Here is a 13,726-nt window from a genome sequence, read left to right as displayed (position 1 = left end):
CAAATAATTTATGCTTCATAAATTAAATTGATTACATAAAAAAAAGCTCAACTTTTAAAAGTTGAGCTTTTTTAATAATCTATAAATACTTTATCTAAAACTTATACTCCCCTAAAGGTTTAGGAAACTTTTCTGGATTGGCTGCTAAATGGTAACGAGGATCGTCGATACCTTCTTCTATAATACCTGTAAAAATAGGAGAAGCTTTGTAAAGTAGCACTTTACAATCTTCACTTAAATGTTTTAAAGTAATTTTCTTTCCTGCAGCTTGGTATTTCTCTGCTAAATTAAAAATAGCCTCTATAGCAGAATGATCTGAAACACGCGCTTCAACAAAATCTATTTCTACAACATCAGGGTCGTTTTTAATATCAAACTTTTCATTAAACTCTGTTATACTTCCAAAGAAAAGAGGTCCCCAAATTTCGTACACTTTAGTACCGTCTGCTTTAAAACGTTTTCTTGCTCTAATTTTCTTTGCACTTGTCCATGCAAAAGATAATGCCGAAATAATAACCCCAACAAAAACTGCAATTGCTAAATCGAAGAAAACCGTTACGGCAGACACTATAATTAATACAGCAGCATCAGACATTGGAATTTTCTTTAAAATTCTAAAACTAGACCAAGCAAAGGTTTCTATAACCATCATAAACATTACACCAACCAATGCTGCAATAGGAACTTGCTCTATATATTTATCTGCAAATAAAATAAAAGTTAATAAGGTTAATGCCATCATAACACCAGACAAACGTCCACGCCCACCAGCATTAATATTTATTACTGTTTGCCCAATCATACCACAACCACCTGTTCCACCAAAGGCACCACTAACAATATTTCCGGCTCCTTGTGCAATACATTCTTTATTTCCGTTTCCTCTAGTTTCTGTTAATTCATCTACCAAATTCATGGTCATTAACGTTTCTATTAAACCAACAGAAGCTGCTAGAAAAGCATAAGGCGCAATAAATTTTAGTGTATCTAAATTAAAAGGAAGGTTGCTCCATAATTCTAAAACATTTAAGTTCTTAGAAAGTTCTGCAATTCCGTTTAAACCTGCTCCTCCACCATCTCTAATAAAATCTCCAACATTAATAGAATTTAATCCACTAAAAATTGAAATTAAAGTAACAATTAAAATAGCAGTTAAAGCCGCCGGTATTTTTGTAGTTATTTTAGGTAAACCCCAAACAATTAACATGGTTAATAAAACCAAACCAATCATTATATATAAAGTTTCTCCTTGCATAGTAGATTTTACTACACCACTATCTGTTACAGAATAAAATCCTTTTTCTGATGCGTTGTAAACTACTTTTTTTGTCTTAATATCGAAAACCTGACCATCTGAAACTAAAAATACAGCTTCGTTAGTATTTGCGTTTATTACTGAATTGCCATCAATAGAAAACAATACGGTATTAGATGCTAGATCTTTTACTTGGTTATTAGCTACATTATAGACCAACTCTTTCGATTTGGTTTTACGCATGTTCTGCCCAAAGAAATCTTTTTGATTCTCTTTAAACATGCCCAATTGTGCCATAAAAATAACAATTGCTAATCCGTTTACGAATCCCATCATTACAGGATGCGGAATTAAACGCACAAATTTCCCTAATTTAAATAAGCCAGCAAACACTTGTATAATCCCCATTAGAACAACGGCAGCTAAGAGATAAAAGTATCCCATATTTTCTACAGGCGTGTCAAATAATAAACCTTTTGCGTGCCCTTCTTGTATCATATGTACAAAAATAACAGCTACTGCTCCTGCTGCTCCAGAAATTAAACCTGGTCTTCCACCAAAAACGGCAGAGATAATACCTACTACAAAAGCACCAAATAAAGCTACAATAGGACTAATTTGTGCCACAAAAGCAAATGCCACAACTTCTGGTATCATTGCTAAAGAAACGGTTATTCCTGCAAGAACATCATCCTTTGCATTTGGTAATATTTTTTTTAAAAATTCAGTCATTTTATTGTGCCTTTTTAGAAGTCGGCAAAGATAGTAGGTTTTTCGAGAATATCACAGATTCAAGTAAGTATCATAGACCAATTCTATGTTTTTGTATGAATTTTGAAGTGCAAGAGTAACTTCCTCTTTATTTTTAAATAACACTTGGGTAATTCCTTCTTCTAATTGTGGTATTAACGTTCCTTGATAATCTGAAGTCATTAAAAACCAAAACGTTTCTTTTAATTTCATACCATTTTGAAAATACACATGATATGTTGTTGTTAATGGTTGTATCAATTTTAAATTATAAATACCACATTCTTCTTCTACTTCTCTTACAGCAGTTTCTTCTATAGATTCGCCATCTTCGATTCTACCTTTTGGTAAATCCCAAGTATTGGCTCTGTAAATAAATAATATTTCTTTCTTAGGGTTTAAAACCAAGCCACCAGCAGCAGAAACTTTATGAAAAGTAGCTAGTAATTCTAACCAACATTTCTCTAAATCTGGCGTATATAGGTTAGCACCTTTAATTTTCTTACTTTTAAGTTTATGAATAATTTCTTCTAGTACAATATTTTTAAGAATATACACCGGAAAATTATTCACTTTATTTTGTGAAGATGTTAAAATAATTGGCCTATCATTTACAAAAACTTTATACATTTGCGATATGATTTTAAACAAAGATACGGCAAAAAAAACAGCTGAACTTTTACTGCAAGTAAAAGCAATTAAGCTAAACCCCAGAGATCCTTTTAATTGGGCATCAGGTTGGAAATCGCCAATTTATTGCGATAATAGAGTAACACTTTCTTATCCTCCAGTTCGTATTTTCTTAAAAGAAGAAATTGCTAAAATTGTAGAGAAAGAATTTGGTAAACCAGATGTTATTGCTGGTGTTGCTACAGGTGCCATTGCTATTGGTATTTTAGTTGCGCAAGAATTAGGTGTTCCTTTTATTTATGTTAGGCCAGAGCCTAAGAAACATGGTAGAAAAAACCAAATTGAAGGCCATCTAGAAAGCGGACAAAATGTGGTAGTTATTGAAGATTTAATAAGTACTGGTAATAGTAGTTTAAATGCTGTAGATGCTTTAAAAGAAGCAGGTGCAGTAGTTAAAGGTATGGTTGCTATTTTCTCTTATGGTTTTGATGTGGCAACAGATAACTTTAAAAAGAAAAATATAGATTTAGTTACCTTAAGTAATTATGATAATTTATTAGAACAAGCTTTAGAGAGCAACTATATTTCTGAAAAAGAATTGATTACATTACACGAATGGAGAAAAGAACCAAGTACTTGGAACCAATAAAATAAATATAAAATGAATATTGAAGGAAACACAGTTGTTTTAGAGAAGTCTCAAGAAGAATTATTTAACTTTTTTAGTGATTTGAATAATTTTGAACAAATTATGCCAGAAAACACTAATAAATTTGAAGTTGATGGTGATTCTTTTTTATTCGGTTTACCTGGTATGCCAGAAATTAGATTGGTATTAAAGGAAAAAACAGAATTTTCTAACATTACTTTAGGTGCAGCAAGTAGTAAATTAAATTTTACATTATCTGCAGATATAACTAAAATTGAAGAAAACAAAAGTGAAGTTTCTTTAAATTTTAATGGAGAATTTAATGCGATGATGGCAATGATGGTTAAGAAACCACTAACTAAATTTGTAGATACATTGTCTGAAAATATTGGTAAGATTTAAAGAAAAGAAATTTCTTTTAATCCGAATTCTTTAATAGAATCATCTTCTAACATTACTTGAAGTTTTCCTTCTAAAGAAACACCACAAATAAGCCCCATAAACAAAACATCTTTACTATCTTTAAACATAGTTGGGATGTTTTTTTTATACAATACATTTAAATAATCTAATTCTAATGCATTAAAATCTTTAGAATTTAAGACTGCTATTCTTTCATTTAATTTTGATACAATCTGTTTTAAAATTTTATCTAAATCAAAATTTTTATTGGTAATAAGTTTTAAAGAGCTCGCTTTTTTTAAGTCGATTGGAAACTTTGTTTGATTCACATTTAAACCAATTCCTATTACAGAAGACGAAATTTTAGCTCCTTTTAAACTATTTTCTATTAAAACTCCACATATTTTTTTGTTTCCTGACAGAATGTCGTTAGGCCATTTTATAGAAATAGAAGGAATATTTTCTTCTTTTAAAGCATCGAAAATAGCTAAAGAAACAGCATAATTTAAATATTTTTTATAGACAATATCTAAGTCTATAAAATTCACAAAAACACTAAACATCAGGTTTTTACAAGACTCAGACACCCAACTATTACCTTGCTGTCCCCTACCTTTTAATTGGCTATCTGTAACAACAATAGTAAAATTTTCTAGCACAGAATTAACCGCCATTTCTTTTAAAAAAGAATTGGTAGAATCGATGGCACTAAGTTTGATTATTTTCAATTGTTAAATAAAGTGTAAAGTAGTTCAATAATACACAAAATAGTCGCAAAAATATAATAACTTTGCGTTTAAATTAGAAAAAAATTAATGACTAAAAAGCAAGTAAGTACAGATGATTTAATCTCTGTAATAATTCAGGGAATTGAAGAGGTTAAAGGAGAAGACATTCAGTTACTAGACTTACGAGATATAGAAAATACCGTATGCGATTATTTTATAATCTGCTCTGGTAATTCCAATACGCAAGTAAAAGCAATTTCTGGTTCTGTTCAAAAAATAGTTAGCAAGCAACTTAAAGATAAGCCTTGGCATATCGAAGGAGAAAATAATGCTGAGTGGATTTTAATGGACTATGTAAATGTTGCAGTACACGTTTTTCAAAAGCAAATTAGAGATTATTATGATATCGAAAGCCTTTGGGGAGATGCAAAAATTACAGAAATAAAACCAGCATAAACTTTTAGATTTTATAAAAAAATGAACGAAAATAAAAAAGACAACAACAAAAATGCACCAAAATTTAAGTTTAATGCTTATTGGATATATGGTGCAGTAGTAGTATTATTAATTGGTTTTCAGTTTTTTAGTAGTGGCGATCTAGCAACTAAAAGCATCTCTAAGAATGAATTTAATGAAGTTCTGGGAGACAATGATATATCAAAAATTATAGTAGTTAATAATAACGTCGCTCAAGTTTTTATAAAAGAAGAAGCTATAAAAAAGGCTAAATATCAAAAGCTAATAAAATCTGCTTTCTACAGAAAAGGTACTTCTTTATATGAGTACAATTTTGGTGATTTACAGAATTTTGAAAATGATTTAGAAAGAGCTAAAAAAGATAGTGAACTTACTTTCGATTTAAAAAATGAAAGTAGAACTAGTATGGTAGATACCTTAATTGGTTTTTTACCTTTTATAATACTAATTGCTGTTTGGTTATTTTTTATGAAAAGAATGTCTGGTGGTGGAGCTGGTTCTGGTGGCGGAGGTCAAATCTTTAATATCGGTAAATCGAAAGCTAAATTATTTGACAAAGACACAAAAGTAAAAACAACTTTTGCGAATGTGGCTGGTTTAGAAGGGGCAAAAGAAGAAGTACAAGAGATTGTAGATTTCTTAAAGAACCCAGAAAAATATACTTCTTTAGGGGGTAAAATACCAAAAGGTGCTTTATTAGTAGGACCTCCTGGAACAGGAAAAACATTATTAGCTAAAGCCGTTGCAGGTGAAGCAGATGTTCCTTTTTTCTCTTTATCTGGTTCAGATTTTGTAGAAATGTTTGTAGGTGTTGGTGCTTCTAGAGTTAGAGATTTATTTAAGCAAGCGGCACAAAAATCACCTTCAATAATTTTTATTGATGAGATTGATGCTATTGGTAGAGCGCGTGGAAAAAACAGTATGACTGGTGGTAATGATGAACGTGAAAACACGTTAAATCAATTATTAACAGAAATGGACGGTTTTGGTACAGATACAAATGTTATTGTAATTGCTGCAACAAACAGAGCAGATGTTTTAGATAGTGCCTTAATGAGAGCTGGTCGTTTTGACAGACAGATCTATGTAGATTTACCTAATATTAACGAGAGAAAAGAAATTTTTGAAGTTCATATTAAACCTTTAAAATTAGCAGATGACGTTAAAATTGACTTTTTAGCGCAACAAACTCCTGGTTTTTCTGGTGCAGATATAGCAAATATGTGTAATGAATCTGCATTAATTGCTGCTAGACATGGTAAAAAAGCAATTCATCATCAAGATTTCTTAGATGCTGTAGATAGAATAGTTGGTGGTTTAGAAAAGAAAAATAAAGTAATTACACCAAAAGAAAAGAAAGTTATTGCTTTTCATGAGGCTGGTCATGCAACTGTTAGTTGGATGTTAGAACATGCTGCACCTTTAGTTAAGGTTACAATTGTACCTAGAGGGCAATCTTTAGGAGCTGCTTGGTACTTACCTGCAGAAAGAATGATAGTTCAGACAGAACAAATGTTAGACGAAATGTGTGCTACAATGGGTGGTAGAGCAGCAGAAAAAGTAATGTTTGATAAAATTTCTACAGGAGCTTTAAGCGATTTAGAAAAAGTAACCAAACAAGCAAGAGCTATGGTTACCGTATATGGTTTAAATGAAGAAGTTGGTAACGTTACTTATTACGATTCTTCTGGAAACGATTCTTTTGTGAAGCCTTATAGTGATGATACTGCTAAGAAAATTGATACGGAAATTTCTAAGTTAATTGAAGAGCAATACCAAAGAGCTATTAAATTATTAGACGATAATAAAGATAAACTTACTATTTTAGCAGAATTACTTTTAGAAAAAGAAGTTATATTTAAAGATGATTTATTAAAAGTTTTTGGAAAAAGACCTTTTGATGAATTAGATGTTGAAATAAAAGTTGAGAAAAAAATTGAAGAAGAAGTAAATGTTCCCCCAGTTGCAGAAAGCACTGAGGAGTAATTTAACATTCGACAATTAAACTAAATGAATTTTTTAAAAAAGCTTTTTAATATACCTGTTAAGGAAGATAAAGAGATTCAAAGACAAGAAGTAGATTTGTCTTTAGATGATTTGTTTGTTCATAATTTCATAAAAAAAGGAGGAAAATTCCTTTATTGTCTTAAAAAACAAGAAGTCATTGACAATACAAAAAGTATCTTATCTGAAAATAATTGGAACAAAATATTAGTTACAAATAAAGAGTTACTTCCTTTTCTAGACGAAAAAGAAGTAGCTGTTTATTCTGAAATGAAGAAATCTATACCTTTCTTTACAACTTGCGAACATTTAATTGCAGACAAAGGAGATGTACTTTTTTCTTCAAATCAATTAAAAAGTAATAAACTGTCTGAGTTATCTGAAAACTTTATTGTGTATGCAACAACTAGTCAGTTAGTTAAAAATACAGGTGAAGGTTTAACTGGTATTAAGACAAATTCTAAAGATATCTTACCGACTAATATTTCATCAGTTGCTAACTATGAAATTAATAAAACGGACGATAATTTTTTAAACTACGGCAACAGTAATACAAAAAACTTATATTTGCTGCTGTTAGAAGATTTATAATATGCGCAACCTTTTAAGAAGGAGTTTTTCTGGAATCATTTATGTTTTAATTTTTATATCTGCTATTCTTTTTTCTAAAGAATCTTATATAGCATTAGTTTCATTTTTTAGTATTGTTGCCATTTGGGAACTTTCTAAAATAACTAACTTTAAAAGTGTTATCTCTTATATTCTATTTGGGTTCACATTATTTTTAATGCTAAAAAGACCAGACAGTTATGCTATCTCTATTATTTTAGGAATAAATATACTTTCGTCTATTTATCTTATATATCAACTTTTCGCAAAGAAAGAAATTGTATTTTCTACAGAAAGAGAAAAATTAGGTTTAACCATTAGATATTTAATATTCTCATTCTGTTTTTTAATCTTACTCCCATTTTATAATCAAAACTACGAACCTTATATAGTAATTTCTATTTTAGTTCTTATTTGGGTAAATGATAGTTTTGCTTTTCTAGTAGGTAAAAACTTTGGTAAAACAAAACTCTTTGTTTCTGTTTCACCTAAGAAAACAATAGAAGGTTTTATTGGAGGTTTTATTTTTGCTTTAATAGCAGCCTACATAATTAGTACATTAAACGCTAACTTCTCTTTAATTAATTGGTTAATTATTGCTGCGATTGTATCTATTATTGGTACTATTGGAGATTTAGTAGAATCGAAATTAAAAAGACAAGCAAACATAAAAGACAGTGGTAATATTATGCCAGGTCATGGAGGAATTTTAGACAGGTTAGATAGCTTGTTATTTGCTGCTCCGTTTGTATATTTGTATATTAACTTTATTATTTAAGTATGATTCGTTTTCACAAAGAAGGGTATAAGATTATTATAATTGCTTTTATTTTATCTATTACAGGTATTTTATTGGCAGAGAAATTTATTGAAATTACTTGGTTGGTAAAAGCCATTCAAATTGTAATTCTAGTTTTATTATTTACTGTATTACAATTTTTTAGAAATCCTAAAAGAGTAACAAGTTTAGATGATAATACAATTATTGCACCAGTAGATGGTAAAGTTGTTGTTATTGAAGAAGTAGAAGAACCAGAATATTTTAAAGATAAAAGATTACAGGTTTCTATTTTTATGTCGCCAATTAATGTGCATGTAACAAGATATGCAATGAGTGGTGTTATTAAGTATAGTAAATATCACCCAGGTAAGTATTTAGTTGCGTGGCACCCTAAAGCGTCTACCGAAAACGAAAGAACAACCGTAGTAATAGATAATGATGCAATAGGTGAAGTTTTATATAGACAAATTGCAGGTGCTTTAGCTAAGAGAATTGTAAACTATGCAAAAGAAGGCGATAAAGTAGTACAAGGTACAGATGCAGGTTTTATTAAATTTGGTTCTAGAGTCGATTTATACTTACCTCTTGGTACTAAATTAGCTGTAAAACTTGGTGATAAAGTAAAAGGAGGAACACAAGTAGTTGCAAAAAAGTAAGTATGATTTCTGATTTAGATATAGCATTTAGAGAAGCTTTCAATAAAATTTCGAAATTAAAGGAAGCGGTAGCACCAGATATTATGCTTAAGTTTTATGCATATTATAAACAAGCTAATTTTGGAAGTAACTTTCCGTTTGAAGGAGAACTAGACGTTAGAAACGGATTTAAGATTAATGCTTGGATGCAATTGAAAGGCATGTCTTCTGAAGAAGCTAAAAAAGAATACATTGAATTAGCAAAATCAGTATTAAACAACAAAAAATAAACAATTATGAAAAAAGTATTTATTCTATTACTAACAATTTCATTGAGTGCAGGTTTTACTTCTTGTAAATCTGATAAGAAAGAAACTACAGCTACAGAATCTGAAAAAAAAGCTGCTTTCTCTCTTAAGAATGCAACAAATGAAATTAATTTTACTGCTTATAAGTTTACAGAAAAAACACCTGTTGGTGGCCAATTTAGACAAGTAGAAATTACTACAGGTGGTTCTGGGAATACAATTAAAGAGGCTATTAATAATGCTGAATTTTCAATTCCTGTAAGTAGTATTTTCACTAAAGACTCTAGTAGAGATTATAAAATTCAGAAGTTTTTCTTTGGTGTTATGAGTAACACAAAATTACTATCTGGTAAATTAATGATTGAAAACGATTCTATTGGATCTGCAATGATTAATATGAATGGAGTTTCAGAAAAAATTCCTTTTAAATATACAATTGTAAATAACACTTTTGCTATGAGTGCAACAATGGATATTAGCAATTGGAAAGCCTTAGACGCCTTAGCATCTTTAAACAAAGTTTGTGAAGCTTTACACACAGGTTCTGATGGAATTTCTAAGACTTGGAGCGATGTTGCTTTAAACATTACTTCAAAATTTTAGACTTTTTATTTTTTAATTAAAAAAATATACTATATTTGGCTATTAACTTTTTGTTGATAGCCATTTTTTTATGGGTTTCACTTAAGGTTAATTAATCTTTTTTACCCCTAAAATAAATGACTAAAAAAATTACCCCTAATTTTTTAAGACATCTTCTTGTCTTGATTATTTTTTCGCAATCATTAAATTTCTTTTCGCAAAACGTAGACATAACTATTAGATATAGTTGGCCACAATATTCTGTTGAGAATAAAATTGAGTTTATAGACCCTAGTGGAGCTATAATAGCAAGCTTAGATAATGGATACTCTGGAACTACAAATTCTTCAGATGATAATTTAAGCGCACCTCTAGTAGTAAGCAACAAAGCAACAAACGATAATGTTCCTGCAAATTCTGGTTATTCTGTAAAAATCTATGATAGTTACGGAGATGGTTGGAACGGTTCTGGTTATGCTACAATAAATGTAGATGGAGTTGATGTATTAACGGTTAATGATAGCAATTTTGATAAAATAACTGGCAATGCACCAAATACAGAAATTACAAAGCAAATATATTTTAGAGTTGGTAAAGCATTAGATAATGCAACATTTGCTTACTCTAAAACTTCATATTGTCAAACAGAACCCAACCCAACAGCTACTATTACAGGTGAAGCTGGTGGAACATTCTCATCGACAACAGGATTAGTTCTTGATAACTCTACAGGGCAAGTTAATCTTTCTACTTCTACTCTTGGTAGTTATGTGGTTACCTATACTACAACAGCACCAGATCAGAATAGCAGTACTAAAAACATTACTATTACAGATGGTGATGTTGCTACTTTTAGCTATGACACATCAACTGTAAACAAAAATGATGTAGACTTATACCCTAGCACAACAGGTGAAAATGGGAACTATAGTTCAACTTCTGGGTTAGTAATAAATACAACCACTGGGGTAATTGATGTATCTGCATCTACAACTGGTAACTATACAGTTTCTTACACTACAAACGGAGGTTGCCCTAAAGTATATACAGATAATATTACTATAATAGATGCTGTATTCCCTGGTGTTTCACAATATCAAAACTCAAGTAAAAAATACATTGAATACATTCCTGGTACTATGCCAATAATTATATCTGCTCCTCATGGAGGAAGATTAGAACCATCAGAATTACCAACAAGAAGCTGTGGTACTAATGAAATGGATGATAATACAGATGTATTAATAAAGGAAATACAAAAGAAATGTTTTGATCAATTTGGGGCATATCCATATATTATTGTGAATAGACTTCACAGAAGAAAATTAGATCCTAACAGAAACGAAAGCGTAGCTACATGTAATAACGCTACAACAAAAATATATTTTGATGCTTTTCATGGCTTTATTGATGCTGCTAGTGCAGATATAAATAATAAATTTGGTAAAGGTTTATATATAGATTTACACGGGCAAAGTCATTCTATTCCTAGAATTGAAGCTGGTTACAACTTATTAAGTAATTCTTTTGATGAAGATTTAAATAATTCTTCAACAAATGCTGAAGAATTAGCAAGAGTAACTATTAAAAATTTAATTGAAAACAACATTAGTAATGCTAATTTTGAAGACTTAATTCGTGGAGAAAATAGTTTTGGAGGTATTATGCAAGCTACTGGAGGAAAAAAATACGCAGAATTAGGACATGCTGGTTGTGGTAGAAACGAAGGTTACAGAATAGTACCAAGTAATATTGGTGATGGTGGACAAGGATCTTGTGACGATACAAACCCTGGATCTAATGCTTATTTTGCAGGAGATTACTACAGTAATGTTAGACATGGCTCTGGAAATACCTCAACAAACAACTCGGTAGTTCAAGGTGGTGGAACAGTTAATGGTGGTGGTGGTACTATAGATGGTATTATGACTGAAGTTAATAGAAGAGTTAGAGATTTAGGAAGTGTATATTCTTCTTCTTATGGAGTATCAGATACTAGAGATGCTACAATACCTTATTTTTCAAGAGACTATGCAAAAGTAATCGAAAAATTTATCGATATCCATTATAATGATTTTTCTAAATTTACTTATAGCGCAAATAGTTACTCTATTAATGGGTTAAATGCAACCCCAACTATTAATGGTATTTCTGGTGGTAACTTTGCTGCTACATCTGGTCTGGTTATAAATTCTACAACAGGAGAAATAAATGTTTCTGCATCAACTCCTGGAACTTATACAGTTTCTTATACAGCCCCAAATGTTGGTAGTTACTATAAGAAAGAAACAGAAATAACTATAAATACAGATGCCGTAACGAATGAGTTTATAGCTACTTCTGGTAATTGGTCTTTAATTACTAATTGGAGTTTAAATAGAGCGCCTTTAATTACAGACAACGTATCTATTCCTTTAGGAAAAACTGCTTTTTTAAATAAAAATCAAATAACGATTAACAACTTATTAGTTACAGGAACATTAACAATTGAGACCAATAGATCTTTAACTATTAATGAAAATTTAGAAAACACAGGAACTTTTACTATAAATTCTGGAGGTTCTTTAATTGTAAAAGGAACATCTACAGGAAACTTAACCTATAATAGAAATATAGATGCTAATAAATGGTATTTAATAGGTTCTCCCCTATCGGAACAATCTATAGCAGATTTTGTTATTGCGCATCCTAACATTACAAAAGGTTCTGGAAGCGGCACAGATAGAAATGTTGCCTTGGCTACTTATAACAATGCTAAAGCTACGTCTCCTAGATGGGAATATTATAAAGTTGGACAAGTAAACGGACTTGACGGAGATGACACATTAGATAAAATGACCTCTGGATTAGGTTATACAACTAGATTTACAACTGCTGGTAATATTTCTTTTACAGGTATTGTTAATACAGAAAACGTTAATAAAACAATATCTCAAGGCACAAACTCATTTAATTTAGTTTCTAATCCTTATACATCTTACTTAAACAGTGCAGATTTTTTAACTGCAAATTCAGGTGATGGTAAAAGTTTAAAAACACAAACATTATGGATTTGGAACCAAAGTTTAAATGGAAACTTAGGAGATTACGAAACTAAAATTACTTTGCAAGATTTTGAAATTGCACCAGGACAAGCATTTTTTATAGAAGTAGACAATAACATTGGTATCAACTTTTCGAAGTTGTCGCAAAGTCATCAAAATACAGATACTTTCTTAAAAACAAGCAGACCAGAAATAAAGCTAAATGTAACCAATGGTTCTAGTAGTAAATTTACAGAAATCTATTATATAGACGGAACTACAATAGGTTTTGATAATGGTTATGATGGTGAAATATTTGGTGGAATTTCTTCTGATTTTCAAATATTTTCTGGTTTAGTATCAAAAGATAAAAGTAAGAAATTAAGTATACAATCGATTCCTAACAGTAATCATGAAGCTATGATTATTCCTATAGGAATTAATGCTATTTCTGGCTCTGAAATTGTTTTTTCAACAGAAAACAAAAACATTCCTAGTGGCTTAAATGTCTATTTAGAAGATAAATCTAATAATACATTTATAACGCTTAATGAAAACACAAGTAATTACAAAGTTGTTTTAACGGAAGATTTAAATGGTACTGGTAATTTCTATTTACACACTAGAGCAGCTGTTTTATCTACAGAAAATGAAACTCTTAATACTATAAACGTTTTTAATACTAATAAGAATGAACTTACTATTACAGGTGTAATTAATAAGAAAAATCAATTAGAAGTTTTTACAATCTTAGGTAAAAAGGTTTTTTCTACTTCTTTTTCTTCTAACGGAAACACTTTAGTTAAACTACCTAAATTAACAACGGGTATTTATTTTGCTAAAGTAAAAAATAGCACATCAGAAATTACAAAAAAAATAATTATAGAATAACC

The 13,726-nt window shown here is 30.2% G+C and carries 13 protein-coding genes; 10 read left to right on the top strand and 3 right to left on the bottom strand.

All coding sequences use genetic code 11. The features are described 5' to 3' along the window. Positions 1-94: 94 nt before the first annotated feature. Both SHK09_RS08475 and SHK09_RS08470 read right to left on the bottom strand, forming a co-directional pair. Complete coding sequence (locus SHK09_RS08475; RefSeq protein ID WP_319810333.1) at positions 95-1,987, bottom strand: SulP family inorganic anion transporter; 1,893 nt, start codon at positions 1,985-1,987, stop codon at positions 95-97. A 51-nt stretch (positions 1,988-2,038) separates the two neighbouring features. After that, positions 2,039-2,635 (bottom strand): NUDIX hydrolase, encoded by a 597-nt coding sequence (locus SHK09_RS08470; RefSeq protein WP_319810332.1) that lies wholly within the window; start codon positions 2,633-2,635, stop codon positions 2,039-2,041. A 7-nt stretch (positions 2,636-2,642) separates the two neighbouring features. Between SHK09_RS08470 and pyrE the strand changes: the two genes are divergently transcribed. Then, the gene (pyrE, locus tag SHK09_RS08465; protein WP_319810331.1) at positions 2,643-3,284 is read left to right on the top strand and encodes an orotate phosphoribosyltransferase; all 642 of its coding nucleotides are present in this window, start codon (positions 2,643-2,645) and stop codon (positions 3,282-3,284) included. Between the two features lie 12 nt (positions 3,285-3,296). Further along, positions 3,297-3,686 carry an SRPBCC family protein gene (locus tag SHK09_RS08460; RefSeq protein ID WP_319810330.1) on the top strand — a complete coding sequence of 130 codons (390 nt, stop codon included), beginning with the start codon at positions 3,297-3,299 and terminating at the stop codon, positions 3,684-3,686. On the opposite strand, the gene SHK09_RS08455 is transcribed toward SHK09_RS08460, so the two are convergent. After that, on the bottom strand, positions 3,683-4,414 hold the full coding sequence (locus SHK09_RS08455; protein WP_319810329.1) for a biotin--[acetyl-CoA-carboxylase] ligase: 732 nt from the start codon (positions 4,412-4,414) through the stop codon (positions 3,683-3,685). The genes SHK09_RS08460 and SHK09_RS08455 overlap by 4 nt on opposite strands. Positions 4,415-4,501: 87 nt before the next feature. On the opposite strand from SHK09_RS08455, the gene rsfS reads away from it, so the two are divergent. The 8 genes from rsfS (at position 4,502) to SHK09_RS08415 (ending at position 13,724) form a co-directional block, all read left to right on the top strand. Further along, positions 4,502-4,870 (top strand): ribosome silencing factor, encoded by a 369-nt coding sequence (gene rsfS / locus SHK09_RS08450; RefSeq protein ID WP_319810328.1) that lies wholly within the window; start codon positions 4,502-4,504, stop codon positions 4,868-4,870. Between the two features lie 21 nt (positions 4,871-4,891). After that, a complete protein-coding gene (gene ftsH, locus SHK09_RS08445; RefSeq protein ID WP_319810327.1) occupies positions 4,892-6,877 on the top strand; it encodes an ATP-dependent zinc metalloprotease FtsH in 1,986 nt (661 codons plus the stop codon). Positions 6,878-6,901: 24 nt separating this feature from the next. Further along, a complete protein-coding gene (locus tag SHK09_RS08440) occupies positions 6,902-7,486 on the top strand; it encodes a hypothetical protein (protein ID WP_319810326.1) in 585 nt (194 codons plus the stop codon). A 1-nt stretch (position 7,487) separates the two neighbouring features. Beyond that, positions 7,488-8,282, top strand: coding sequence for a phosphatidate cytidylyltransferase (locus SHK09_RS08435; protein ID WP_319810325.1), 795 nt, complete (start codon positions 7,488-7,490; stop codon positions 8,280-8,282). Between the two features lie 2 nt (positions 8,283-8,284). Then, positions 8,285-8,941, top strand: coding sequence for a phosphatidylserine decarboxylase family protein (locus SHK09_RS08430; protein ID WP_319810324.1), 657 nt, complete (start codon positions 8,285-8,287; stop codon positions 8,939-8,941). A 2-nt stretch (positions 8,942-8,943) separates the two neighbouring features. Beyond that, positions 8,944-9,210, top strand: a complete 267-nt coding sequence (locus SHK09_RS08425; RefSeq protein ID WP_319810323.1) for an acyl-CoA-binding protein — start codon at positions 8,944-8,946, stop codon at positions 9,208-9,210. Between the two features lie 6 nt (positions 9,211-9,216). Continuing rightward, a complete protein-coding gene (locus SHK09_RS08420) occupies positions 9,217-9,831 on the top strand; it encodes a YceI family protein (protein WP_319810322.1) in 615 nt (204 codons plus the stop codon). Positions 9,832-9,947: 116 nt separating this feature from the next. Continuing rightward, positions 9,948-13,724: a T9SS type A sorting domain-containing protein gene (locus SHK09_RS08415; protein WP_319810321.1), complete on the top strand. Its 3,777-nt coding sequence runs from the start codon at positions 9,948-9,950 to the stop codon at positions 13,722-13,724. Positions 13,725-13,726 lie beyond the last annotated feature (2 nt).

It is taken from the genome of Polaribacter sp. PL03, assembly GCF_033875165.1.
Taxonomy (GTDB): Bacteria; Bacteroidota; Bacteroidia; order Flavobacteriales; family Flavobacteriaceae; genus Polaribacter.
Note: the sequence above shows the minus strand (reverse complement) of the source record. Positions and strands in the feature narration are given on the sequence as shown.

Excerpts from the sequence above, each read along its gene's own strand:
- pyrE (WP_319810331.1), top strand. The coding sequence starts at position 2,643 with ATGATTTTAAACAAAGATACGGCAAAAAAAACAGCTGAACTTTTACTG.
- SHK09_RS08425 (WP_319810323.1), top strand. The coding sequence starts at position 8,944 with ATGATTTCTGATTTAGATATAGCATTTAGAGAAGCTTTCAATAAAATT.
- rsfS (WP_319810328.1), top strand. The coding sequence starts at position 4,502 with ATGACTAAAAAGCAAGTAAGTACAGATGATTTAATCTCTGTAATAATT.
- SHK09_RS08475 (WP_319810333.1), bottom strand. The coding sequence starts at position 1,987 with ATGACTGAATTTTTAAAAAAAATATTACCAAATGCAAAGGATGATGTT.
- SHK09_RS08440 (WP_319810326.1), top strand. The coding sequence starts at position 6,902 with ATGAATTTTTTAAAAAAGCTTTTTAATATACCTGTTAAGGAAGATAAA.
- SHK09_RS08470 (WP_319810332.1), bottom strand. The coding sequence starts at position 2,635 with ATGTATAAAGTTTTTGTAAATGATAGGCCAATTATTTTAACATCTTCA.
- SHK09_RS08420 (WP_319810322.1), top strand. The coding sequence starts at position 9,217 with ATGAAAAAAGTATTTATTCTATTACTAACAATTTCATTGAGTGCAGGT.
- SHK09_RS08460 (WP_319810330.1), top strand. The coding sequence starts at position 3,297 with ATGAATATTGAAGGAAACACAGTTGTTTTAGAGAAGTCTCAAGAAGAA.
- SHK09_RS08435 (WP_319810325.1), top strand. The coding sequence starts at position 7,488 with ATGCGCAACCTTTTAAGAAGGAGTTTTTCTGGAATCATTTATGTTTTA.
- SHK09_RS08430 (WP_319810324.1), top strand. The coding sequence starts at position 8,285 with ATGATTCGTTTTCACAAAGAAGGGTATAAGATTATTATAATTGCTTTT.
- ftsH (WP_319810327.1), top strand. The coding sequence starts at position 4,892 with ATGAACGAAAATAAAAAAGACAACAACAAAAATGCACCAAAATTTAAG.
- SHK09_RS08415 (WP_319810321.1), top strand. The coding sequence starts at position 9,948 with ATGACTAAAAAAATTACCCCTAATTTTTTAAGACATCTTCTTGTCTTG.